This window comes from Gemmobacter serpentinus, assembly GCF_008973825.1.
Taxonomy (GTDB): domain Bacteria; phylum Pseudomonadota; class Alphaproteobacteria; order Rhodobacterales; family Rhodobacteraceae; genus Gemmobacter; species Gemmobacter serpentinus.
This window is the reverse complement of record NZ_WCHR01000016.1, coordinates 57351-79446: the sequence shown is the minus strand read 5'-3', so window position 1 is coordinate 79446 and position 22096 is coordinate 57351. Positions and strand designations below refer to the sequence as shown.

Here is a 22096-nt window from a genome sequence, read left to right as displayed (position 1 = left end):
ATAAGATGTGGGTATTTGCAGGCCTGCAGGCCGAAATCGGCGCGGTGCAACCGGTTCACAGGCTTGGCAGGGTGGTGGAACTGGCGCGCGGCATGGTGGTGGCAACCGGCCTGTCAGGGCTGGCAGTCTTGGGCGACCGTGTGGTGATTCGGGCCGGATCGCGTGTCCTGCCGGGTGAGGTTGTGAAGATTGCGCGCGATCTGGTCACCATCTTGCCGGAAACCGCGCCTGAGGGCGTAGGCATTGCGGATGCCGTGATCCTGGAGGGGGTGCCGTTGATCGCGCCGGATGCGAGCTGGATCGGCCGTATCATCGATCCTTTCGGGCAGCCATTGGACGGGCGTCCCTTGTTCCGTGGCGGGCAGGATAGGCCGCTGCGGGCAAAGGCCCCGGCGGCGGCGCAGCGCAGGCGATTGGGGGCGCGGCTGGCGACGGGGATGGCCGTCTTCGACACCCTTCTGCCGGTTGTGCGCGGCCAGCGGATCGGGCTTTTTGCGGGTTCGGGTGTCGGGAAGTCGTCGCTGCTGGCGCGCTTCGTCCGCGGGATGGAAGCTGATGTGGTGGTGATCGCGCTGATCGGCGAGCGCGGCCGGGAATTGCGCGATTTTACCGAACGAGCCTTGGGTGCGCAGGGGTTGCGGCGGGCGGTGGTGGTGACCGCAACCTCCGACCAGCCGGCGTTGACCCGGCGCCGCTGCGCCTGGACTGCGATGGCGGTGGCCGAACATTTCCGCGATCAGGGGCTGCATGTCCTGTTTTTGGCGGATTCTGTCACGCGATTTGCCGAGGCTCATCGCGAGATCGCCCTTGCCTCGGGCGAGGATGGCAGTTTGCGCGGCTATCCTCCCTCAACCGCGCATATGATCATGTCACTCGCGGAGCGCGCCGGACCTGGCCTTGAAGGTGCCGGCGACATCACGGCCATATTTTCGGTGCTGGTCGCGGGGTCCGATATGGAGGAGCCGGTGGCCGATATCCTGCGCGGTGTGCTGGATGGCCATGTGGTGCTGGATCGACGGATTGCTGAACGCGGCCGCTTTCCGGCGATCGATCTGTTGCGATCGGTTTCCCGCGCGCTGCCTGAGGCAGCGACCCTGGCGGAGAATGCGCAGATCGCGAAGGTGCGCCGCTTGCTTGGCGCGTATGAGCAATCCGAAATGATGGTGCGGGCCGGACTCTATCAACCCGGAAGCGATGCGTTGATCGATGACGCGGTGCGGCTTTGGCCCGCGATTGAAGCCTATCTGGCCGAGGATGCCCCAAACGGTGTGTCAGAAAGTTTTCGGAGATTGCAGGAGGTTGTGCTTGATGATGGCTAGACCCGGCGTGACAGGCCGCCCGCTTGCAGGATCTGCAGGGCGGCAGATCCGCGGGACGATAGCGCGCTTAATCCTTCGGCCATTTCGGCACGGATCAGATACTGCTTCATCAACTTGTCAAGCTTGGCACTGTCGGTGAATTGCGCGGCCTCGCTGCTGCCGAACATCGCCTTGGCCTTGCTGCGCAGGGCCGAGGCCTGTTGGTCGACATTCAGGCTGCCGAAGCTGCTGGGCAGGCCGAAGGCGGTCTGGAACATGGTGCGCAGCGGCTCGGATCCGATGATCTTGAACCATTTGGTCGCGTCGCTGCTGCGCGAACCTGCAAGGTCCGGCAGTTCCCGTTCTGCAAAAAGTGCGATGCGAAATGTGCCATTCGCCTCACCCACGACGGTTTCAAACCGCCGCGCGCGGTATTTCGACAGCATTTCATCGGGAAAGTCCGACAGCTTGTTGCGGGGGATGTCGAAGGTGCCAAAGCTGAACGCCTCGGCCAGTTCGGCATAGCGCTTGTCGCTGAGCTTGTTGGCCAGGGATTTGCTGTCAAGTGTGTCACTTTCCAGCACCTTGCGGATGAAGAAGCGGTTGTTGATATCATCGGACAGGCCGACCGCGCCAAGCGCCACCGTCAGAAGCCGGCGATCCGCCACCAATTCTTCTGCGCTGTTGATGCTTCCGATCTTTGCACGAAAATAGGCCTCATCGCGCTGGCTGACCGGATTGGCATCGACAAGCGCCATCTGCCGTTCCTGCGTCCGCTTCAGGAAGGCCCAGCCTGCATAGCCGGAAAGTGGCAGCGAGATCGTCATGATCGTCTTGCGGCAAACAGCCGCTCCTCGCGCGGAAGAAGGCTGCGCAAGGCGCGGAGCGCCTGATAGGGCTGATCTTCCATGACGGCGCGGCTGGCCAATGTCAGCTGCAACCGGCTGTCCGGGTCGGTCAGCACCTGGCTCAGCTGTTCGATGCCGCGCAGCAATTGCTGGCGGGCATCGGCCGCATCGGCATCACCGGACAGCACCAGTTGCGCGATGTAGCAGACGCGCCGCACCGGGGTTGTCACCTCTTCGGGGTGGATGGCGTCGCGCAGGCGCAGGATATGGGCGTTCGGGGTCATCACGGCAATGCGCGAGCGACGATCCCCGTTTTCGATCACGGCACCATTGATTAAAACCCGTTCATGCGGGCCAAGTTTCAGCACCAACCCGGTCATGCCGCCTCTCCCTCACCACGCAGGCCACGCATGATGGCGGTGTTGATTTCGATCAGGATGTCGACGGAGCCATGGCCCTGCATGACTTTACGGCCATGCTGTTCGGTAAAGCGGAACAGATAGACGATGCGGGCCCGCAAGCCATCGGGCAAGGCATTCTCGGCTTGCGCAACGTCCAGCGCGAAGGCGCGCCAAAGTCGTGTGTTTTCATGCAAGGCAGTGATGAAGCCGGTGAAGTTCCGGTCCTTGTCCTGCGCGGCACGGGTCAGACGTTGGGTGACGCGGGCCAGCAGATCATATTCGATCTGGCGCGCCGAGCGAAGCGGCGTTTCAAGGCGGCCATAGGCGGCTTGCGCGAAATGCTGGGCATTCATGGGGCATCCTTCCGGTATTTGGGGGCCGGTAATTGGGGGCCGGTATAGGCAGCCATGATCGCGGTCCGCGAACTGGAGCAGGATCCGGGAAACCGGAATTCACGATGGCGAATTCACGACGGCAGGTGGGCCCGTGGTGCCTGGGGCAGCACGGGCCGTATCTGTCAGCGGAACAGCGACAGGATCGTCTGTGGTGCCTGATTGGCAATCGACAGCGATTGGATCCCCAGTTGTTGCTGGGTTTGCAGCGCCTGCAACCGTGCCGAGGTCTCTTCCATATCGGCATCGACCATGGCACCGATGCCGGTGGTCAGCGCATCCGACAGCTTGCCGACGAAATCGGCCTGAATCTCGATCCGCTTCTGGGCAGAGCCAAGATCGGCCGAGGCATTGATCGCGGCTTGCAGCATGGTCTCGATCCGGCCAAGAGCATCTGTCGTATTGGTCGTCACATCGATCTGAGACAGCGCGCCCAGACCACCGGCCCCGGCATTGCTGTACTGACCGCTGACCGACAGGTCCTTGGTGCCGTCATTCACGAAGGCAAGCTGCCCGGGGTTTGCGCTGTCGTAATTGACTACCAGCCCATCGATACCAAGCGCGTCAATGGCGTTTTTCAGCCCGACCGCGATCATGTCGGGCACCGTATTGGCCATGGAGGCATTGGCCGTATCAACGTCATTCGCGGTCACCGTATAGCTGACCGAGTGATTCCCGATGCGCAACGCGATCTTGTCGCCGGCAGCCCAGGCATTGGTGCCATCGGCCACAGTGAAATCACCCGTGCCGCCCGCGCCATCCAGCGCCAGCACGAAGGTGTCGCCTGCGGTGGAGGCCGTGCCGGAGGTGGTGAAAACATCGTTGGCGGTATAGGTGCCGAAGGCCAGATCATGCCCGTTCACCGTGATGGACGAGGCGACGGTGCTGGTGCCAGCACGGTCCAGCGAGGCCAGCACGCTCATCGAGGCGGTGGTGCCATTGACGAGGTTCATCCCGTTGAACTGTGCCGCACCGATGACCGACCCGATCTGCCCGGTCATCGCATCGATATCGGCCTGGATCTTGGCGCGATCGACATTCTGGCCCTGCGCGGCCACGATCTTGGCCTTGATATCGGTCAACAGGTTGGTCACCGTTTCAGCAGCTTCGCGCGCCACGGTGACGGTGGAATTGCCGAGCGCCAGCGCGTCGGAAATGCCGTCAAAGCCCTTCACATCCGATTCCATCACCTTGGAAATCGCCCAGACGGCGGCATTGTCCTTGGCGCTGGCCACCGATTTGCCGGTGGAAATCTCGTTCTGGACCTTGTTGAGATTGGCGTTGATGCCCTTCATCGTCTGAAGGGCAACCATTGCGCCGGTATTCGTCAGAATGGACGACATGTCCCTATCCTTCGTGCAGTGCCGACGCTTTGCGTCCGGCAAGAAGCGGTTTGGCTTTCGCGCCCTGCGGTCACCTGTCCGGCACCGCGCCAGCCCGTCATGGGTTGCCCCTTGATTGATGGGGCCGAAGTTCTAACAGAACCCTAATGCGCGAGGTCCGATTATCGCGCATTTGAGGGGTTCTGGCCCCGCATCTCGCTGCGCACTGGCGCGGGGGGCCGGGATCCTTTATCGATGCGGCGGACCCTATCCGCGAGGCCGCCATGCAGATCGTCACCCTTCTGACCAATCCCGAAACGCCGGTGCTGGACCGGATCACGGTGGAGGCGCTGCGCAATGCCTGGGGCGGTGGCGATGCGCGCTGGCTTGATCCGGGGGTGGCGGCCGAATTTGCGGTGCCGGATATGCCCGACAATCGCTGGCAGGTCTGGGAAGACATGCAGAAGCTGCGCGTCGATCTGGTGGTGCAGCCTGAGGCCGGGCGGCGCAAGGCGCTGCTGCTGGCTGATATGGACAGCACCATGATCCAGCAGGAATGCATTGACGAGCTGGCCGATGAGGCGGGCGTGGGGGCCTATGTTGCCAGCATCACCGCGCGCGCGATGAATGGTGAGCTGGATTTCGAGGCTGCCTTGCGTGAACGGGTCGGCCTGCTGAAAGGTCTGTCGGAATCGGTGATCGAACGGGTTTACCGTGACCGCATCACCTTCATGCCCGGTGGCGCGGCACTTCTGGCGACGATGAAGGCCCATGGTGGATATGCGGCGTTGGTCTCGGGCGGCTTTACCGCCTTTACGGCGCGGGTGGCAGAGGCGCTTGATTTTGACGAAAACCGCGCCAATACGCTGCTGGCGGCCGATGGCAAACTGACCGGCGAGGTCGGGATGCCGATCCTTGGCAAACAGGCCAAGCTGGACGCGCTGGAGGAAATCGCGGCGCGACTGGGCTTGGATATGGCGCAGACCATGGCGGTGGGCGATGGGGCCAATGATCTGGCCATGCTGAACCGGGCAGGCGCAGGCGTGGCGCTGCACGCCAAGCCCTCGGTCGCGGCGCAATGTGATATCCGCATCAATCACGGCGATCTGACCGCGCTGCTGTTCATTCAGGGCTATGCGCGCGAGGAGTTCGCGGCGTGATCGTCCGCCCCGCGACCCTGGCCGATGTGCCTGCAATGACGGCGCTGCTGAACCGCATCATCGCCATCGGCGGCACAACCGCGCATGAGCAGCCGTTTTCCGAGGCCAGCGTGCATCACCATTACGTCGAGGGCCCGGCGCTGATCTGCGGCTTTGTGGCCGAGGCGGATGGGCTGCTTGGTTTTCAGGCGGTGGGGGTGAACCCGGATCTGCCCGCGGGCTGGGGCGATATCGGCACCTTTGTCGATACCGACCGTCAGCGCAGCGGGGCGGGGGCTGCGCTGTTTGCAGCCACCTGTGCCGCATCGCGCGCCGCAGGGCTGATCGCGCTGAATGCCACGATCCGGGCTGACAATATCCCGGGGCTTGGTTTCTATGGGCGGCGTGGTTTCGTCGATTATGCCCATGACCCCGATTACGCCCTGAAAAGCGGGCAGGTGGTGGGCCGTATCTCGCGCAGGTTCGATCTGTAATGTTTGAAGTGTCCCTTGATATCGCGGCGATGCTGATCGCGGCGGCCTTTGCTGCGGGCTTCATCGATTCCATCGCGGGGGGAGGGGGCCTCATTACCCTGCCCGCGCTGATGCTGGCAGGGGCCAGCCCGGTGCAGGCGCTGTCCACCAACAAGGTTCAGGGCTGTTTCGGGGCGGCGACCGCCGCGCTGTCCTATGCCCGGGCGGGCCATGTGAACATGCGCAGCCAGATGGGATCGGCGGCGATTGCCTTTGGCGCATCCTGTCTGGGCGCGCTGGCGGTCAGCTGGTTGCCGACCGATGCGCTGCGCTATGGTCTGCCGGTGATCCTGATCGCCATCGCCCTGTTCTTTGCGCTGAAACCCGGCCTCAGCGATCAGGACCGGGTGGCGCGGGTTACGCCTGCGGTCTTTGCCGCGACCGTGGTGCCCTTCGTGGGCTTTTATGACGGCTTGCTTGGCCCCGGGGCCGGGGCCTTTTACATGATCGGCTTTGTCATGGTTGCGGGTTACGGGGTGTTGAAGGCCACGGCGCATACCAAGCTGCTGAACTTCGCCTCCAATATCGGCAGCCTTGCGATCTTTGCCATGCAGGGCGCGCCCTGGTGGGCCATCGGTCTGGCGATGGGCGCGGCGCAGATCGCAGGCGCGCGGATCGGGTCGCGGCTGGCGATGCGGGTGGGGGCCAGGATCATCAAGCCCTTGCTGGTCATCACATCTTCGGCGCTGGCGCTGCGGCTGATCTGGCAATTGTGGTAAGCCGCCCCTTGCATTGACCGCAGCCTGCCCCAAGATCGGGGCGCAGAGCCATTGCCGGGAATCCCATGCGTTTTGCCCTTCTTCTTGCCCTGATCGCGGTCGCGGGCCTTCTGGTCTGGCGCTTTCTGCCAGTGAAAACCCTGACGGATGCGGAATTTTCCGCCCGCTATGCCACCGCCTTGCCGGCTGCGCCTCCGCAATCGGTTTATCATCTGGGGCATAGCCTTGTCGGGCGCGACATGCCCGCCATGCTGTCGCAGCTGATGGGCAACCGCTATCACAGCCAGCTGGGCTGGGGTGCCTCGATGCGCAATCACTGGCAGGATGACGTGCCGGGCTTTGCCGAGGAAAACGCGACCGAGGCCTTCCGTCCCGCCCGCGCGGCGCTGGTGTCCGGCGAATATGATGCCATCGTCCTGACCGAGATGGTCGAGCTGAAAGATGCGATCCGCTATCACGACAGCGCAAGGGCGCTGGCCGATTGGGCGGGGTTGGCCCGTGCCGGGCGCGCGGATGCGCGCCTTTACCTTTTCGAGACATGGCACCGGCTGGATGACCCGGCGGGGTGGGAGGCGCGGATTGCAAGCGACCTGCCGGCCCTGTGGGAAGGCCAGATCCTGCGCCCGGCCATGGCGGCCTCGGATCAGGTGATCCATGTGATCCCAGGCGGGCAGGTGATGGCCGCGCTGGTCAAGCGCATCGAGGCGGGCGAGGTGCCGGGGCTTGCCGCCCGCGCCGATCTGTTTGGCCGCGATGGTGACGCGCCCGACATGATCCATCTGTCGGATCTTGGCCATTACGCGATGGCACTGACCCATTACGCCGTACTGACCGGCAAAAGCCCGGTTGGCCTGCCGCATATGTTGCTGCGCGCCGATGGTAGCCCGGCGGATGCCCCAGATCCGCAGGCCGCGCGTGTCATGCAGGAGGTGGTCTGGCAGGTGGTGACCGGCTATGCTCCGACCGGCGTCAAAGGGTAAAGGGGCATATGCATGTCGGTCTGGTCGCTGCTGGCAGAGATCCTGTTTGTCGGCCACAGCCTTGTCGGCCCCGACCTTGCACCTATGGTCGAGGCCGGTCTGCGCGCGCGCGGGCAGGAGGATCTGGCGGTCGAGGCGCAGATCATCAATGGCGCGCCGCTATCCTATCAATGGGAGAAGGCTGCCGAAGCTGAAGGCGTTGATGGCCGCGCTCGTCTGGCCGGTGGCACGGTTGATGCGCTGATCCTGGCCGAAGGCGTGCCGCTGGCCAGCGCGATCCAGTGGAATGACAGCGTGGCGCAGGTCGCGCAATGGGCGGACCTTGCATGGCAGGCCAATCCGGCGACGCAGGTCTATATCTACGAGACATGGCACAGCCTGAAATCCGGCAGCGGCGAGGCGGTGGACCATGATCCCGGCGCGGATCAGCCTTGGGACGCAAGGATCACCGCGGATCTGTCGAAATGGGAAAGCCTTGCGGTGCAGGCCGATGCTGCGCGTCCGCCAGGCGCGCCGCCCCTGCGGGTGATCCCTGCGGGGCAGGCCATGCTGCGGGCGGCCGAGGCCGCGAAGGCCGGCGCATTGCCGGGGATCGGCGATATTTCCGACCTGTTCAGTGATGACATCCACCCCAACGGCAAGGGGCTTTACCTGATTGCGGTGACCCATATCGCGGCACTGACCGGCGAAAACCCGGAAGGTCTGCCCGCAAGGCTGGGCCGTAGCTGGCAAAGCCGCGATGCCCGCATCACGGATGAACAGGCGCTGGCCTTGCAGCGCATCGCCTGGGCGGCGGTGCAGGCGCAGGAACAGCGCGAGGCGGGGCGCCAGGCCGCAGCCCCTGCCGCCGTTGCCCCGGTCGATACGCCCGCCGCAGCCCCGGTCGTTGCGGTGGCCTCTGATCCCGTAACGCCCCCGGCACCCATTGCCACCGTTTCCACAGTCATCGCGCCCGCAATCACTGGCCCGCTGACCGGGGTGACCAACCCCAATCTCGCGCTTGGGCTGGCCGGGGTGAATGACTGGTCAGTGCAGCAGCCCTTTCTGGATGTGATGAAGACCGCCCGGCCATGGACCGGCCATATCGGCGATCAATGGGGCGGCATGGATCATGACGCGCTGGCGCGCGACGGCTGGCTGGATGCAGATGGCTGGCCCAATGCCATGCCTCCCGGCATCAGCGGCATCGCCACGCTGGTCCTGACCGATCTGCCCGAGGATGCGGGCGCGGTGGCTGGCCATTACATCCTGCGCTGGCAGGGCAAGGGCACCCTGCGTGTTGAGGGGCGGGCGGAAAACCAGCGCCCCGAGGCGGGCGGCATCGGCTTTGACTATACGCCCGGCGAGGGCGCGGTGATCGTGACGCTGACCGAGATCGACGTGACCGATCCGATCCGCAACCTGAGCCTTGTCCGGGCCGACCGCATGGCGGCGCTGGACGGCGGCGCGATCTTCAACCCCGACTGGCTGGATCGTATCCGGGGCGTGAAGCTGATCCGCTTCATGGACTGGATGATGACCAACAACGCCACCCTGTCGCAGATCGAGGACAGCCCGAAATTCAGCGACTATACATGGGCGCGCAATGGTGTGCCGGTCGAGGTCATGGTGGCGCTGGCCAATGAGCTGGACGCCGATCCTTGGTTCACCCTGCCGCATCTGGGCGATGACGCGCTGGTGCGGTTCTATGCCGAAAGCGTGGCGGATCTGCTGGAACCGGGCCGCAAGGCCTGGGTGGAGCTGTCGAACGAGGTCTGGAACTGGCAGTTTTCGCAGGCGCATTGGGCCGAGGAACAGGGCAAGGCCCGCTGGGGCCGCGATAGCACATGGGTGCAGTTCTATGCCCTGCGCGCGGCCGAGGTTGCTACGATCTGGTCGGATGTGTTCGGCGATGCGGCACCTGAGCGGCTGGTGCGTGTGATCGCCACGCAAACCGGATACACGGGGCTGGAGGCGCAGATTCTTGATGCCCCCCAGGTTCTGGCCGAAGGGCGGCCCGCGCCGAAAACCGCCTTTGATGCCTATGCGGTGACCGGCTACTTCGCGGGTCTGCTGGTGATCGACGAAAAGCTGCCCATGGTGCGCGACTGGCTGACCGAGAGCGCCAAGGCCGATCCGGCGCGGCCTTTGGCGCTGGCAACGGTCAAGGCGGCGGAAGAATTGCGCGATGGTCGTCACTCAGGTCTGGTTGAGGACACGGTTCAGGATCTGCTGACCCGCGTGCTGCCCTATCAGGCCGAGGTGGCCAAGAAGGCCGGGCTGCGGCTGGTGATGTATGAGGGCGGCAGCCATCTGGTCGGCATGGGGCAGGCGGTCGATGACGCGGACGTGTCGGCCTTCCTGCAAGGTCTGAGCTATACGCCAGAAGTTGCCTCACTTTACGCCGAGGTGATGGGGGCTTGGGCCAAGCTGACCGATACGCCCTTCAATGCTTTTGTCGATGTCTACAGCCCCGGCAAATGGGGCAGCTGGGGGGCGCTGCGGCATCTGACCGATGAAAACCCGCGCTGGCAGGTCGTCGCGAAAGGATGCGTTGAATGCTGAGCGTGATCATCCCGGCCTCCAATGAGGAAGGCTATATCGGCGATTGCCTTGGCGCGCTGTTTGCCAGCGCCGCGCCGGAGGGCGGGGCCGAGGTCATCGTGGTCGCCAATGGCTGCAAGGACCGCACGGCAGAGGTGGCGCGCGGCTTTGCCTTCCGGGCGCAGGCCATGGGATGGAAGCTGAAAGTGCTGGATCTGGCGGAGGGAGGCAAGCCCGGCGCGCTGAATACCGGCGATGCCACCGCGCAGGGCGATCTGCGCTGCTATCTGGATGCCGATGTTCTGGTATCCCCGCCCCTGATGGCGCAGCTTGTCGGTGCCTTGGCAGGCACCGCGCCCAGCTATGCTTCGGGCAGCGCCATAGTGCCGCCGGCCAAATCATGGGTGACGCGGGCCTATGCGCGGTTCTGGCAGCGCCTGCCCTTCGCGCGCAGTGTGGCACCGGGCTACGGGTTGTTTGCGGTCAATGCGGCGGGGCGTGCGAGATGGGGCGATTTTCCCGCCATCATTTCGGACGACACCTTTGTGCGGCTGCAATTCCGCCCGTCAGAGCGCGTGCAGGTCGCTGCCAGCTATCGCTGGCCGATGATCGAGGGGTTTTCGGCGCTGGTGCGGGTGCGCAAGCGCCAGGATGCGGGCGTGGCCGAGATCGCGGCGAAATGGCCGGATCTTCTGGCGCGCGAGGCCAAGGTGCCGCTGGGCTTAAGCGGGATCCTGTCGCTGGCCTTGCGCGATCCGTTGGGCTTTGGCACCTATGCAGCGGTCTCATTGGCGGTGCGGTTGAAGCGCGGTGGCGCGGGCTGGACGCGGGGGCGCTAGGCATTCGCGCTCAGGTCCAGCCAGCCGCAGCGGCGCGCCAGATCCTCGACCGGCGTGTCGATCCCCACGGCCATATCGGCGCGGAAATCGGCCGAACGCCGCGCCCGCCACAGGTCGCGCCGCAGATGCAGGCCCGACCGGCTGATCTTGGTGATCGGCGTGCGCAGCGGCAATTGCCCTGACCATTTGCGCTGCATCGCGCGATAGCATTCAGTGTAATCGGGGCCAAGCGCGCCGTGAAAGCGGTCATTATGGATGCAGGGCAGGCTGGTAGCCCATGCGTTCAGCCCGCGCGACCGGGCCAGTGCCACGATATCGGTGCCATACATATGCCAGCCCGGCAGGGCCTCATCAAAGCGCAGGCCGGAGGCGCGGCGCAGGATGATGACCATCTCGTCATAGCTTTGCACCGGCATCGGTGCCTCGGGCACGCGGCCCACGATCTGCCCCAGCGAGGAAGACCAGACCGGCCCCCAATGCGCGCCATCAAGACCCACGCCAAAAGCCCCGATCAGCGCCCAATTCGGGTCATGCGTCGTGACTTCGGCAATCCGGTGGCGCAGCAATGCGTCCCAGCCTTTGGGGAAATAGACATCCTGATGGGCAAAGACCACGACATCGCCCTTGGTCGCATCCAATGCGCGGTTATAGGCGATGGAGGCTGAAGGCGCGTTCCATTCACATTGCAGGCGCGCGATTTCCGGCAGGGGCGAGCGCCGCAGATTGGCAGCCAGAATCGCCTCGGAATTGCAGGCGGCGGCGATGTCGAACATCAGGCGCTCCGAATGAACTGTGCGAGCTTTGCGGCCTCGCGATCGATATCATGGCGCACCATCACGCGCGCCCGTGCCGCCTGTCCCATCCGGCACAGTCTGTCATAGGGCATGTCACCCAGCGTATCCATCGCATCGGCCAGGGCCTGAACATCGCCTGCTGGCACCAGAATGCCGGTTTCCGGCGTCACCAGTTCCGGCACACCGGCGATGGCGGTGGCGATCACCGGACGGCCCGAGGCCATGGCCTCCATAACCACCATTGGCAGTCCCTCGGCGAAGGACGGCAGGATCAGCGCCTGCGCCTCGTCCAGCTCGGCCTTGACCTGTTCCTCATCCAGCCAGCCGGTCAGGGTGACATGGCGGCGCAAGGTATGACGCTCAATCAGCGCCTCGATCTCGCCGCGCAATTCGCCATCCCCGACCAGCGTCAGCCGCAGGCCGGGATGCAGCCGTGCGGCCTGTGCCACCGCCTCGATCAGCAGGGGAAAGCCCTTTTGTTCGGTGAAACGCCCGATGGCGACAAGCCGCAGCTTCTGCGGCATCGGCGCGACGGTGGCAAAATGCGAAGGCTCGATGCCGCAATGCACCACCTTGATGCGCGGCCATGCCCCGATCGGGGCCCAGCGGCACAGCTGGCTGCGCCCGAAACTTGAAATTGCCACAGTGAAGGCCGCAGCGCGCGACTTTTCCCCAAGCGACAGCGCGCGCGGGGCGTCAAATTCCTCGGGGCCATGCACGGTATAGGACCAGCGCGGGCCACCCAGGACATGCGCCAGACAGGCGACAGTCGCGGAGTTTGTGCCGAAATGGGCGTGCAGATGCTGGATGCCCAGCTGTTTGCAGCGGCGGGCGATTTGCGCAGCCTCAATGACATAGAACAGATGCTTCAGGCGCATCCGCGCGCGCGCACCCATGCGAAGGGATGTCTGCACGGCGTGCATGGCCCGCAGCGGATGCATCAACATCCAGCGCAGCGCCAACAGGATCAGATGCAGGCGGTTGCGCTCCAGGACATGTTCGGTCAACTCGTCCTCGGCCTTGTCATGCGCATCCTTCAGATTGCGCCGGTCCGAGCGCATCGCAAAGCGATGCACGGACAGCCCCTGACGCTCCAGCGCCTGGATCTCGCGCCGGATGAAGGTGTGCGATGGGCGCGGATAGGTATTGATCAGATAGGCAATCTTCACGGCGGGTCCCGGCAGTCTTGAAAAATACGTCGCGGCGGCCTGTCCTTTGCAGCAGCGTCTTCGGTTATACACGCGCATGTGGCCGAAGCATGGCACGATTGACCCTTTCTCGCAGCCCGCCTAGGGTCGCGCGCATGAGCGAGCATCGCGCCCCCCTTTTCAGCCGCGTGCTGCGCGGATCGGCCCTGACAGCCGGGTCTTACGCCATATCGCAGGCGCTGCGGCTGGCCTCCAACCTCATCCTTGCGCGCCTGCTATTCCCCGAGGCCTTCGGGCTGATGGCGCTGGTCTCGGTGTTTCTGGTTGGCCTTGCGATGTTTTCCGATGTTGGCATCGGGCCTGCCATCTCGCAAAGCCCGCGCGGCGACGAGCCGGATTTTCTGAACACCGCCTGGACCGTGCAGGTGCTTCGCGGGGTGATCCTGTGGCTTGCGACCTGTGCGCTGGCCTGGCCCGCCGCCCGGGTCTACGACGCGCCAGAGCTGTTGCAGTTGCTGCCCGTTGCCGGCTTGACCCTGCTTCTGGCCAGTTTCAACCCGACGCGGATCGACACTGCAAACCGGCATCTGCTCCTGGGGCGGTTGACGGCGCTGGACCTGACGGCACAGATCATCGGCATCGTGGCGATGGTCGTGCTGGCCGCGGTTATGCGCTCGGTCTGGGCGCTGGTGATCGGGGCGCTGATCGGCACCGTTGCCAAGCTGACCCTGACGCATTTCTTCCTGCCGGGAGAACGCAACCGCTTTCGATGGGAGCCAAGTGCCGGGCGCGATCTGGTCAATTTCGGCAAATGGATCTTCCTGTCCACCGCCTGCGGCTTTCTGCTGTCGCAGGGCGACAAGGCGATCCTTGGTGCCTATCTGCGGCTGGACGAGCTGGGCATCTATAATATCGGCTATTTCCTGGCCTCATTCCCGGTGCTGCTGGGCGGGGCGGTGACCGGGCGCATCCTGATCCCGATCTATCGGGATCACCCGCCGGCCGCGAATGCCGAGAACGCGATGCGGTTGCGGCGCCTACGGTATACCATGACGGGCGGGATGCTGGCCCTTCTGGGGCTGATGGGTTTTGTGGGTCAGCCGCTGGTCGGGTTGCTCTACGATGATCGCTATCTTCATGCCGGGATCATTCTGGTGGCCATCGCCTGTGTGCAGCTGCCGCAGGTGATCGGCATGACCTATGACCAGTCGGCGCTGGCCGCCGGAGATTCGCGCACCTACTTTATCGTGATGGCGCTGCGCGCGGGCCTGCAAAGCCTGTGCTTCTGGATCGGTGCCTCCAGCCACGGGCTGGAAGGGGCGCTGATCGGGCAGTTTCTGGCGATTCTGGCGGCGCATCCGATCATCATCTGGCTGGCCCGGCGTCACAATGCCTGGGATCCGCGCCATGATCTGCTGTTCGGCAGCCTTGCCACCCTGCTTTTGCTGGCGATCCTGTGGTGGAACTGGGCAGGATTTGCCCAGCTTTAGCACCAAAATGCCATGAGGCTGCTGAAGTCGCGCCGCTTTTCCGCCTTATTCCGTGCTTAACGTTAACCCTGTAGCGCGCCCCGGGTTGGAAAACAGAGGGTCCAGCCCAGGGCGCGCTTCGGGCAAAGCGAGGGGAACGGCAGATGGTTATCGGCGTCATGGCTTCCGGGATCGTTGCAGGCATGATCGGTGTGATCGCCATGCTGATTGCAGGGTTCTCGGTTCTCGCGGCCCTTGCCTTCTACCCGGTCGCGGGACTGATCGGGGCCATCACCTTCATCGCCATGATTGCAAGCCGCAGCGCCAGTTTCACGATGCCTGTCGCCGAGACCCATGAACTGCAGGTGCAATAAGCGACTGCATCCTGTCGGGAAACAGTAGGTCCCGGCACGGTTCAACGATTCAAGCGCGGATTTCGTCCGAAGACCCAAGGCCGGTGCTTTTGCCCGGCCTTTTTCATTGCCCGAATCACTTCGAGCCTCGCCGGGATCGCTGTGGCCATACTCTCCCTAGGGTGGTAGGAAATCAATTGGGGCGACAAAATGGCGATGAGGTGTCAAAATTTCCCCCCGATTTTCGCGGTTAACGCCCCCGTAAGGTTACCAATCCCTGTCGCCTTTGCCGGGGCAAACAAGATAAAATGCTTCTTGGGGGCGTATCTTGTTGAGTGATAGCCATGCTTCGCAATTCGATATGCGTGTTGACGACCCTGGGAGATCCCATGGGTAATTCTGCGGTCGGAACCATGCGTGTTTTCGGCATTAGTGTTTACGGGTGACGAACAATGACAATCAGTTACCCGCGTTTTCAAGGGGCGCGTCCTGTCGTGCCGCACAGCTTGCCCACGCAGATCGGGCAGAAGGCCGGGTCTCGGACGACGTCCGCGCAGCGTCCGGGCCTGTATCGCAACTTTTTCAAGCGTGCGCTTGATGTGACGGCCATTCTTCTGGCCGCGCCCATCGTGTTGCCCTTGGTCGGCGCGCTGGCCTTCGCGGTGTCGCGCGATGGCAGCAAGCCGTTCTACAGCCAGCAACGCGTCGGCCGTCATGGCCGGTCGTTCCGGATGTGGAAGCTGCGCTCGATGGTGCCCGATGCTGATGAACGGATGGAGGCCTATCTGGCATCCGATCCGGCAGCGCGTGCCGAATGGGACGAGACCCAGAAGCTGAAGAATGACCCGCGCGTGACGCCGTTCGGGCGGCTGCTGCGCAAAAGCTCGCTGGATGAGCTGCCGCAGCTCTGGAATGTCTTCATCGGTGACATGAGCCTTGTCGGCCCGCGTCCGATGATGCTGAACCAGCAGGCGCTCTATCCCGGCATGGCCTATTACGCGCTGCGCCCGGGGATTACCGGCTATTGGCAGACCGCTGGCCGCAACCGCACCACCTTTGAGGCGCGGGCGGAGTATGATGGCGTTTACGAAGAGAATCTGACCTTCGGCACCGATATGGGCATCCTTGTCCGCACGGTGGGCGTTGTGGTCAACGGCACTGGCTGCTGAACGGGCGGCCCGCGCGATACAAGACCCGATCAGACAAAACCCGCCGTCAGCCTGACTGACGGCGGGTTTGTTGTTTCCATCACGATTAGGCGCATCGGCTGTGCCAAGCCTCAGGTCTCAGGTCTCAGGTCTCAGGCGCGGAAGCGGGACGGCAGCGGCAGGTTGCGGACCCAGTCCCAGGCGCGCTCCAGCAGGGTTGGGCGTTGCGGGCTGCGCAGGTTCAGATCTGGCACCACGATGACGGGGCGGATATCGACCTCGCGCTGCATCTGGGCGGCGCTGCGCAGCACCGGGTTCAGCAGGTCCAGAATGAAGGCCAAGGCAATCGCGCCAATCAGGCTGGCCATGGTGCCCGCAATTGCGATCTTCTTGCGGCCACCGCCATTGGGATAGGCCGGGGTAAGCGCGCGTTCCAGCAGGGTGAAATGCTCGGCATGGTTTTCCTGCTCCAGTCGCAGGGTGGTTTCTGCCTCGGACTTGCGGGCGGTCACCATTTCGAACTGGCTTTGCAGTTGCTCCTGCTGGCGGGCATAGGCGTTCAGCGTCCGCTCCACCTCGGGCGATTGGGCCGCCTGTTGCTCAAGGGTTGCGCGCTGCGCGTCCAGCCCGGCTTTCTGCCGGTCCAGCACCGCGATCTGCGCCGTCAGATCCTCGATCCGGCGGCGATCTGTCTCGCGCAGGCGTTCCTTGGCCTGAAGCGCGCTGCGCTCGGCCTCCAGCGCCAGCATATCCTGCGCGATGCGGCGCAGATCGGTATCCAGCCCCGCCCGCACCGTGGCGCTGTCGCCCTCAAACGCGGTCAGATGCGCATTCTTATAGGCCGCAATCTCCGATTCCAGCGCCGCGATCTGTTGCAGGATGCGGGCCTCTTCGGTCTGGAAGAACAGATAGGTTTCGCGCGTGCGGCTGGCCTGTTGCGCCACCGACATATCCAGCACGCTCTGGGCAAAGTCATTGGCGACGCGGGCGGTCTGTTCGGCCTCCCCCAACCGGGCGGTGATCAGCAGCGCAGACACGCTGGCCGGTGCGCCATAGGCCTGCTCACCGGCACCCGCAATGGTTTGCAGGCTGATCGCGCTGCGCAGGGCATTGACCTTCTGGTCATCGCTCATCCCCGGAGCATTGGCGAAGATCCCGTGGCGTTCGGCCATGGCCAGCATGTTCTCACGCGTGGTCAGGCGCTGTTCAATCGCTTGCAGCACCGCAGCGGTCTGGCTGCGCGCCTGTTGCTCCTGCCCATCGATCACCGGCGTCTGCACTTGGATGACGGCCGACGCCTCATAGCTTTGCGACCGTGACAGCGCCAGCATGATGGCGACCACGGTGCCGAGCAGGACCAGCACGGCGATCAGCAGCCGCCGGCGCAGCAGCAGGTTCACAAATTCTTCAATGCTTTGAATCGGACCCATGGACACTCACGACTTGCGATAACGGTAGCGGCGCAGGCTGCTTTCCTGCGCGCGGTTCATCACCACGCCCATCAGCGTGGTGCGCCCGTCGAACAACCGTTCGCAGGCGCGGATATCCTCGGCGGTGGTGCGGGTCGCATCGGCAACCAGCAGCACCGCATCGACATGCGGCAGGATCGAGATCACATCATCCGATCCAAGCGCGGGCGGCAGGTCCAGCACCATCACGGTCGGGTCCAGATGATCGGCAATGGCACGCAGCGTTTCGGCGGTTTGCGGCGCCAGCAGGGTTTCGGCGGCGCCGGTGACCGGCTCGCCATTGAAGGCCAGCGCCAGATTGCTGCCGACCCGGCGCAGATGGCTTTCCAGGGGCTGCTCGCCCGACAGCATGTCGCGCATCGGCCCGGTGCCAGTGCCGAACAGCCGGGCAAGATCGGGGTGGCGCAGTTCCAGATCCAGCAGCACCGTCCGGGCCGAAGGCATACGCGCCAGCGCCAGCGCCAGATTGGCTGCGATCAGGCTTTTGCCGCAGCCATGCGTGGGCGAGGTGACGGCAATGCGTCGCCAGCCGCGTTCCTGCATGGCCTGCACCAGACGGGTGCGCAGGATGTCGAATTGCGCGGTTACCGTATGCTGTGCGGCATCGGGAAACAGACCGTTTCCGGCCAACAGCGCGCTGTCCAGCGTCACCGGGCTCAACGACTCCCAGACCTTTTCGGGGCGGATCGCGGGCTGTGGCGGTGGGCTGAACACCTCCATCGGGCCGGCATGGGATTGCGGATCAGCCGGGCGGATCGCGGGCACGCCACGGCCGCGAAATACAGAAATGCCAGGGCTGCGCAGCGGGGCGTCATGGTCGAGACGGTCGAGAAAATCGGTATCCCTGCGCATGGAACCCACCATATCCGCGACGGAATAGCCCTCAGAGAGCAAAATCCTGTGTTTCGTCATCGGTCGTTCCGGGCTCCAGCATTGCGGCGAAATGGCCGCCGCATCATTGTGCTTTGCCCGCAGGACTGCAGGCCGTTCGGCCGGATAAAGATTGGCGGCACCGCTTGCGCCCTGTCGCCAATGGATTCGTCCGGGCCCCCGCCCAGTCTGCATTGACTATCAGATATGGGCCGGAAATGAAAGGGTGGCAGCGGGTTGCCGGCATCACGTCAGGGCGATCCGGCGGGGTGGCGCGGGGGCTGCGCTGACCGAGAAATGCCACGATGGCGGGGCATAAGGGCCGGGTGCGGAAACGGGGACGATTCGGGTGACGGAGAGCGGCGTGGCGGGGCAGATTGTGGATGCGGTGGTGATCGGGCGCAATGAGGGCGCGCGGCTGGCCACCTGTCTGGACAGCCTCGCCGGTCGGGTGCGGCGCCTGATCTATGTCGACAGCGGATCAAGCGATGGCTCACCCGATCTGGCGCGGGCCAGGGGGGCCGAGGTTGTGGCGCTGGACATGACCAGACCCTTCACAGCGGCGCGGGCGCGCAATGCCGGGCTGGCGCGTCTGGCCGAAGGGCTGCCGCCTGATTTCGTGCAGTTCGTCGATGGCGATTGCGAGGTGCAGCCGGGCTGGATCGCCGCCGCGCTGGAGACCATGCAGGATCTTCCGGCGGCGGTGGTGGTGTGTGGGCGCAGGCGCGAACGCTTTCCTGGGGCCTCGGTCTATAACCGGCTTTGCGACCGCGAATGGGACACGCCGATCGGGCAGGCCACAGCCTGCGGTGGCGACGCGCTGATGCGCTATCCGGCGCTGGCGGCGGTGGGCGGCTATGATCCGACCCTGATCGCGGGCGAAGAGCCGGACCTGTGCCTGCGCCTGCGCCGTGCAGGCGGCGAGGTCTGGCGCATCGCTGCCGACATGACGCTGCATGACGCGGCGATCCTGCGCTTTGGCCAATGGTGGCGCCGCACGCGCCGCGCCGGTCACGCCTTTGCCGAAGGGGCGTTCCGCCATGGCGCGGGGCCGGAGCGGCATTGGGTGGCCGAAACCCGGCGCGCGCTGATCTGGGGCGCGGGCTTGCCGCTGGCCGCGATCCTGCTTGCACTGATCCACCCGGCCTTTCTGCTGCTGTTGCTGGCATGGCCGCTGCAATGGCTGCGCCTGACCCCGCGCATGGGGGCAGAGGCCGCGTTTTTTACGGTTCTTGGCAAATTGCCCGAGGCGCAGGGCGCGCTTGGCTTTCACCTGAACCGCTTTCTGGGGCGGCGGCGCGGGCTGATCGAATACAAGTAAGGCTTAGCCCCGGCTGGTGATTGCCTTCACCGCCTCGCCGGGCAGCAGCTTGAAACAGGCCCAATAGCGCGGCACCAACCGCCCGGGATTGGAGGCCATGCGCCAGGCCCATTCCATGGCGATGCGGCGCACCCAGTCGGGCGCGCGTTGCTGGGTTCCGGCCAGAAAATCAAGGCCCGCGCCAATGCTGGCAAAACCCACATGCGGGGCCAGTTCGCGCCCACGCGCAGCCAATGCCTCTTGCTTGGGGGCACCAAGCGCCAGGAAGGCCAGCCCGATATCGGCGGCCTCCAATTGCTTCAGCAGGGCGGCGGCCTCGGCGCTTTGCGGGTCAAACCCCATCGGCGGCGCGATGGTCAGCGCGATATCCAGACCGGGGATCGCGGCGCGCATCGCATCTGCCGCTGTGTGCAGCGCGGCCTCCGTCGTGCCGACAAGCGCCACCTTGCGCCCGGTTTGCGCGGCCACCCGCGCCAGCGGCAGCACCATGTCGGAGCCGGGCACCAGATCGACGGGCCGGCGTGCCAGACGCGACAGCCAGACGATGGGATTGCCATCCGCCACCACCAGATCCTGCGCGGCATAGGCGGCGCGGAAGGCCGCGCTGGTCTTCAGCTTCACCAGATGATCCAGATTGATCGTGGCCAGCGCAAAGCCCTGCCGCGCGACAAGGCGCGACTTCACCGCCGTCAGCAGCGCCGCCGCATGGGGCACGTTGACAGTGATCGTGGTGGCATCGAAACGGAACTGCATGGCTGGCCCTTGAAGCGGACGCCGCGGGAATGGCGCGACGGACTGGTCTGAACGGCGGGCTTCTAGCACAGAACCGGCCTGATTTCAGCCATCCTTGCCTGAAAACACTTTGTTTCCGGCCTGTGCGTGGACAGAAAGCCCGGCTTGGCGCATAGCGGCAGCCATGGCACGGCCCCTTTCCCTTTCAAGGCGGACCGCCGGTCCCGGGTCCAGTGGCGCGGTGGCCCTCAGCGTCATGCCCGCTTGTTGGAGATGTGCGACGCCGATGCTAGGCTGCGGCTGGCCCAAGCCCCGTGCAGCCAGCCTCCGCAAAGCCCACCCCCGCAAAGCCATGCCCTGCAAAGGACGCGCCCGGTGATCATCACGCCCAACCCTCTTGCCTGGCTTGTGCTGCTTGGCTGGCCGCTGGTCGTGATGCTGATGTTCAAGCGTATGCCGCGCGACCGCGCCCTGATCTGGGCGGTGCTCGGTGCCTATTTGCTGTTGCCGCCCGCGATGGCCTTCGATCTGCCGGTCTTGCCGGGGCTGACCAAGGACAGCCTGCCGGGCCTTTCCGCGCTGGTGGTGGTGACCTTCCTGCTGGGGGATCGCGGATCGTTGCTGCCGGAAAGTTGGGCCATGCGGGCGCTGATCGTGCTGTTCGTGCTGGTGCCCTTTGGCACGGTGCTGACCAATGCGGAACGGGTTCCGATGGGGCCGGGCTCCATCCAGGGCTTGCGGATCTATGACAGTGTCGCGGCGATCGTGAACCAGATGATCGAGGTGATCCCGCTGTTTCTGGCGCGGCGTTACCTGGCCACGCCCGAGGCGATGCGCAACATGCTGATTGCGCTGGTGACGGCGGGGCTGCTCTATTCGCCCCTGATGTTGATCGAGGCGCGGTTGTCGCCGCAGATCAACGTCTGGGTCTATGGCTATTTCCAGCATGACTTCTTCCAGACCATCCGTGCCGGGGGCTATCGGCCCATCGTCTTCATGCCGCATGGCCTTTGGGTCGCGTTCTTTGCGCTGATGGCGCTGCTGTCGGCGCTGGTCTTCCTGCGCGAAGGCCCGGCGATGCGGCGGCCCAAGCAATTTGCGATCCTGCTTTGGCTGCTGTTGATGCTGCTGATCTGCAAAAGCCTGGGCGTGATGATCTATGCGGCGCTGCTGTTCCCGGTTGTGTTGCTGTTGCCACGCCGGATGCAGGTGCTGATCGCAACCGCCTTTGCCGCCATTGTCATCATCTATCCGGCCTTGCGCGGCCTGCATCTGATCCCGCTGGACCAGATCACCGATTTCGCGCGCAGCCTGTCGCCGGATCGGGCCTATTCCTTCCAGTTCCGTGTCGACAATGAAGAGGCGCTGCTGGCCCATGCGGCGCAAAAGCCGTGGTTCGGCTGGGGCGGCTTCGGGCGCAACCTGCTCTATGATCCCTTCACCGGCGAAGGTCTGTCGATTGCCGATGGTGCCTGGATCATCATCATGGGGATTTATGGCTGGGCGGGCTATATCTCGCAATTCGGGCTGCTGGTTCTGCCCATGCTACTGCTTGGGGTAGAGGTCTGGCGGTCGCGCGCGCCGGTCACGCCATGGGTTGCGACCATCAGCCTGATCTTCGCGGCCAATCTGGTGGACCTGCTGCCGAATGCCACGCTGGTGCCCTTTACTTGGCTGATGGCCGGGGCTTTGCTGGGGCACGCCGAAAGCCTGGCCCGCCGCCGGATCGAGGATCGCGAGGCGCGGATCGTGTCGGGCTGGCATCCCGGGCATGGGCGGACGGTGATATGATAGGGCT

21 protein-coding genes are annotated in these 22096 nt (G+C 64.6%); 12 read left to right on the top strand and 9 right to left on the bottom strand.

Features of this window, described 5'->3' with window-relative positions; genetic code table 11:
* The first annotated feature begins 5 nt into the window (after nucleotides 1-5).
* On the top strand, nucleotides 6-1319 hold the full coding sequence (locus GBJ34_RS08625; protein WP_151718866.1) for a FliI/YscN family ATPase: 1314 nt from the start codon (nucleotides 6-8) through the stop codon (nucleotides 1317-1319).
* Here GBJ34_RS08625 and GBJ34_RS08620 read toward each other — a convergent pair.
* The 4 genes from GBJ34_RS08620 to GBJ34_RS08605 form a co-directional block, all read right to left on the bottom strand.
* Nucleotides 1316-2125, bottom strand: a complete 810-nt coding sequence (locus GBJ34_RS08620; RefSeq protein WP_151718865.1) for a DUF1217 domain-containing protein — start codon at nucleotides 2123-2125, stop codon at nucleotides 1316-1318. The genes GBJ34_RS08625 and GBJ34_RS08620 overlap by 4 nt on opposite strands.
* On the bottom strand, nucleotides 2122-2526 hold the full coding sequence (gene flbT / locus GBJ34_RS08615; RefSeq protein WP_151718864.1) for a flagellar biosynthesis repressor FlbT: 405 nt from the start codon (nucleotides 2524-2526) through the stop codon (nucleotides 2122-2124). The genes GBJ34_RS08620 and flbT overlap by 4 nt, the downstream gene beginning before the upstream one ends.
* Nucleotides 2523-2900 (bottom strand): flagellar biosynthesis regulator FlaF, encoded by a 378-nt coding sequence (gene flaF, locus GBJ34_RS08610; RefSeq protein ID WP_151718863.1) that lies wholly within the window; start codon nucleotides 2898-2900, stop codon nucleotides 2523-2525. The genes flbT and flaF overlap by 4 nt, the downstream gene beginning before the upstream one ends.
* Nucleotides 2901-3064: 164 nt before the next feature.
* A complete protein-coding gene (locus tag GBJ34_RS08605) occupies nucleotides 3065-4282 on the bottom strand; it encodes a flagellin (RefSeq protein ID WP_151718862.1) in 1218 nt (405 codons plus the stop codon).
* Nucleotides 4283-4545: 263 nt separating this feature from the next.
* Between GBJ34_RS08605 and serB the strand changes: the two genes are divergently transcribed.
* The 6 genes from serB to GBJ34_RS08575 all read left to right on the top strand — a co-directional run bounded on the left by serB (nucleotide 4546) and on the right by GBJ34_RS08575 (nucleotide 10994).
* On the top strand, nucleotides 4546-5421 hold the full coding sequence (gene serB / locus GBJ34_RS08600; RefSeq protein ID WP_151718861.1) for a phosphoserine phosphatase SerB: 876 nt from the start codon (nucleotides 4546-4548) through the stop codon (nucleotides 5419-5421).
* Nucleotides 5418-5894 (top strand): GNAT family N-acetyltransferase, encoded by a 477-nt coding sequence (locus GBJ34_RS08595; RefSeq protein WP_151718860.1) that lies wholly within the window; start codon nucleotides 5418-5420, stop codon nucleotides 5892-5894. Before serB ends, GBJ34_RS08595 begins: the two co-directional genes overlap by 4 nt.
* Nucleotides 5894-6652, top strand: a complete 759-nt coding sequence (locus GBJ34_RS08590) for a TSUP family transporter (RefSeq protein ID WP_151718859.1) — start codon at nucleotides 5894-5896, stop codon at nucleotides 6650-6652. The genes GBJ34_RS08595 and GBJ34_RS08590 overlap by 1 nt, the downstream gene beginning before the upstream one ends.
* Before the next feature lie 65 nt (nucleotides 6653-6717).
* The gene (locus GBJ34_RS08585; protein WP_151718858.1) at nucleotides 6718-7632 is read left to right on the top strand and encodes a hypothetical protein; all 915 of its coding nucleotides are present in this window, start codon (nucleotides 6718-6720) and stop codon (nucleotides 7630-7632) included.
* A 12-nt stretch (nucleotides 7633-7644) separates the two neighbouring features.
* The gene (locus GBJ34_RS08580; protein WP_151718857.1) at nucleotides 7645-10176 is read left to right on the top strand and encodes a hypothetical protein; all 2532 of its coding nucleotides are present in this window, start codon (nucleotides 7645-7647) and stop codon (nucleotides 10174-10176) included.
* Nucleotides 10170-10994, top strand: a complete 825-nt coding sequence (locus GBJ34_RS08575; RefSeq protein WP_151718856.1) for a glycosyltransferase family 2 protein — start codon at nucleotides 10170-10172, stop codon at nucleotides 10992-10994. Before GBJ34_RS08580 ends, GBJ34_RS08575 begins: the two co-directional genes overlap by 7 nt.
* Here GBJ34_RS08575 and GBJ34_RS08570 read toward each other — a convergent pair.
* Both GBJ34_RS08570 and GBJ34_RS08565 read right to left on the bottom strand, forming a co-directional pair.
* On the bottom strand, nucleotides 10991-11767 hold the full coding sequence (locus GBJ34_RS08570; protein ID WP_151718855.1) for a glycosyltransferase family protein: 777 nt from the start codon (nucleotides 11765-11767) through the stop codon (nucleotides 10991-10993). The genes GBJ34_RS08575 and GBJ34_RS08570 overlap by 4 nt on opposite strands.
* Entirely contained in the window at nucleotides 11767-12957 is a 1191-nt protein-coding gene (locus GBJ34_RS08565) for a glycosyltransferase (protein WP_151718854.1), read from the bottom strand. The genes GBJ34_RS08570 and GBJ34_RS08565 overlap by 1 nt, the downstream gene beginning before the upstream one ends.
* A 134-nt stretch (nucleotides 12958-13091) precedes the next feature.
* On the opposite strand from GBJ34_RS08565, the gene GBJ34_RS08560 reads away from it, so the two are divergent.
* The 3 genes from GBJ34_RS08560 to GBJ34_RS08550 all read left to right on the top strand — a co-directional run bounded on the left by GBJ34_RS08560 (nucleotide 13092) and on the right by GBJ34_RS08550 (nucleotide 15927).
* Entirely contained in the window at nucleotides 13092-14426 is a 1335-nt protein-coding gene (locus tag GBJ34_RS08560; protein ID WP_151718853.1) for an oligosaccharide flippase family protein, read from the top strand.
* A gap of 143 nt (nucleotides 14427-14569) precedes the next feature.
* The gene (locus tag GBJ34_RS08555) at nucleotides 14570-14779 is read left to right on the top strand and encodes a hypothetical protein (protein ID WP_151718852.1); all 210 of its coding nucleotides are present in this window, start codon (nucleotides 14570-14572) and stop codon (nucleotides 14777-14779) included.
* Nucleotides 14780-15210: 431 nt separating this feature from the next.
* On the top strand, nucleotides 15211-15927 hold the full coding sequence (locus GBJ34_RS08550; RefSeq protein ID WP_151718851.1) for a sugar transferase: 717 nt from the start codon (nucleotides 15211-15213) through the stop codon (nucleotides 15925-15927).
* Nucleotides 15928-16058: 131 nt separating this feature from the next.
* On the opposite strand, the gene GBJ34_RS08545 is transcribed toward GBJ34_RS08550, so the two are convergent.
* Nucleotides 16059-17336 (bottom strand): Wzz/FepE/Etk N-terminal domain-containing protein, encoded by a 1278-nt coding sequence (locus GBJ34_RS08545; protein ID WP_151718850.1) that lies wholly within the window; start codon nucleotides 17334-17336, stop codon nucleotides 16059-16061.
* Between the two features lie 6 nt (nucleotides 17337-17342).
* Nucleotides 17343-18287 carry a P-loop NTPase gene (locus GBJ34_RS08540; protein ID WP_192931153.1) on the bottom strand — a complete coding sequence of 315 codons (945 nt, stop codon included), beginning with the start codon at nucleotides 18285-18287 and terminating at the stop codon, nucleotides 17343-17345.
* Between the two features lie 322 nt (nucleotides 18288-18609).
* On the opposite strand from GBJ34_RS08540, the gene GBJ34_RS08535 reads away from it, so the two are divergent.
* Nucleotides 18610-19566: a glycosyltransferase family 2 protein gene (locus tag GBJ34_RS08535; RefSeq protein WP_151718848.1), complete on the top strand. Its 957-nt coding sequence runs from the start codon at nucleotides 18610-18612 to the stop codon at nucleotides 19564-19566.
* Between the two features lie 3 nt (nucleotides 19567-19569).
* On the opposite strand, the gene GBJ34_RS08530 is transcribed toward GBJ34_RS08535, so the two are convergent.
* Nucleotides 19570-20319, bottom strand: coding sequence for a WecB/TagA/CpsF family glycosyltransferase (locus GBJ34_RS08530; protein WP_151718847.1), 750 nt, complete (start codon nucleotides 20317-20319; stop codon nucleotides 19570-19572).
* Nucleotides 20320-20673: 354 nt separating this feature from the next.
* Between GBJ34_RS08530 and GBJ34_RS08525 the strand changes: the two genes are divergently transcribed.
* The gene (locus GBJ34_RS08525) at nucleotides 20674-22089 is read left to right on the top strand and encodes a hypothetical protein (protein WP_151718846.1); all 1416 of its coding nucleotides are present in this window, start codon (nucleotides 20674-20676) and stop codon (nucleotides 22087-22089) included.
* The last annotated feature ends 7 nt before the right edge of the window (nucleotides 22090-22096 follow it).

Bases quoted from the DNA above. Each gene is read 5' to 3' on its own strand.
- GBJ34_RS08625 (WP_151718866.1), top strand. From the start codon at position 6: ATGTGGGTATTTGCAGGCCTGCAGGCCGAAATCGGCGCGGTGCAACCG.
- GBJ34_RS08620 (WP_151718865.1), bottom strand. From the start codon at position 2,125: ATGACGATCTCGCTGCCACTTTCCGGCTATGCAGGCTGGGCCTTCCTG.
- flbT (WP_151718864.1), bottom strand. From the start codon at position 2,526: ATGACCGGGTTGGTGCTGAAACTTGGCCCGCATGAACGGGTTTTAATC.
- flaF (WP_151718863.1), bottom strand. From the start codon at position 2,900: ATGAATGCCCAGCATTTCGCGCAAGCCGCCTATGGCCGCCTTGAAACG.
- GBJ34_RS08605 (WP_151718862.1), bottom strand. From the start codon at position 4,282: ATGTCGTCCATTCTGACGAATACCGGCGCAATGGTTGCCCTTCAGACG.
- serB (WP_151718861.1), top strand. From the start codon at position 4,546: ATGCAGATCGTCACCCTTCTGACCAATCCCGAAACGCCGGTGCTGGAC.
- GBJ34_RS08590 (WP_151718859.1), top strand. From the start codon at position 5,894: ATGTTTGAAGTGTCCCTTGATATCGCGGCGATGCTGATCGCGGCGGCC.
- GBJ34_RS08585 (WP_151718858.1), top strand. From the start codon at position 6,718: ATGCGTTTTGCCCTTCTTCTTGCCCTGATCGCGGTCGCGGGCCTTCTG.
- GBJ34_RS08580 (WP_151718857.1), top strand. From the start codon at position 7,645: ATGTCGGTCTGGTCGCTGCTGGCAGAGATCCTGTTTGTCGGCCACAGC.
- GBJ34_RS08575 (WP_151718856.1), top strand. From the start codon at position 10,170: ATGCTGAGCGTGATCATCCCGGCCTCCAATGAGGAAGGCTATATCGGC.
- GBJ34_RS08570 (WP_151718855.1), bottom strand. From the start codon at position 11,767: ATGTTCGACATCGCCGCCGCCTGCAATTCCGAGGCGATTCTGGCTGCC.
- GBJ34_RS08560 (WP_151718853.1), top strand. From the start codon at position 13,092: ATGAGCGAGCATCGCGCCCCCCTTTTCAGCCGCGTGCTGCGCGGATCG.
- GBJ34_RS08555 (WP_151718852.1), top strand. From the start codon at position 14,570: ATGGTTATCGGCGTCATGGCTTCCGGGATCGTTGCAGGCATGATCGGT.
- GBJ34_RS08550 (WP_151718851.1), top strand. From the start codon at position 15,211: ATGACAATCAGTTACCCGCGTTTTCAAGGGGCGCGTCCTGTCGTGCCG.
- GBJ34_RS08545 (WP_151718850.1), bottom strand. From the start codon at position 17,336: ATGGGTCCGATTCAAAGCATTGAAGAATTTGTGAACCTGCTGCTGCGC.
- GBJ34_RS08540 (WP_192931153.1), bottom strand. From the start codon at position 18,287: ATGACGAAACACAGGATTTTGCTCTCTGAGGGCTATTCCGTCGCGGAT.
- GBJ34_RS08530 (WP_151718847.1), bottom strand. From the start codon at position 20,319: ATGCAGTTCCGTTTCGATGCCACCACGATCACTGTCAACGTGCCCCAT.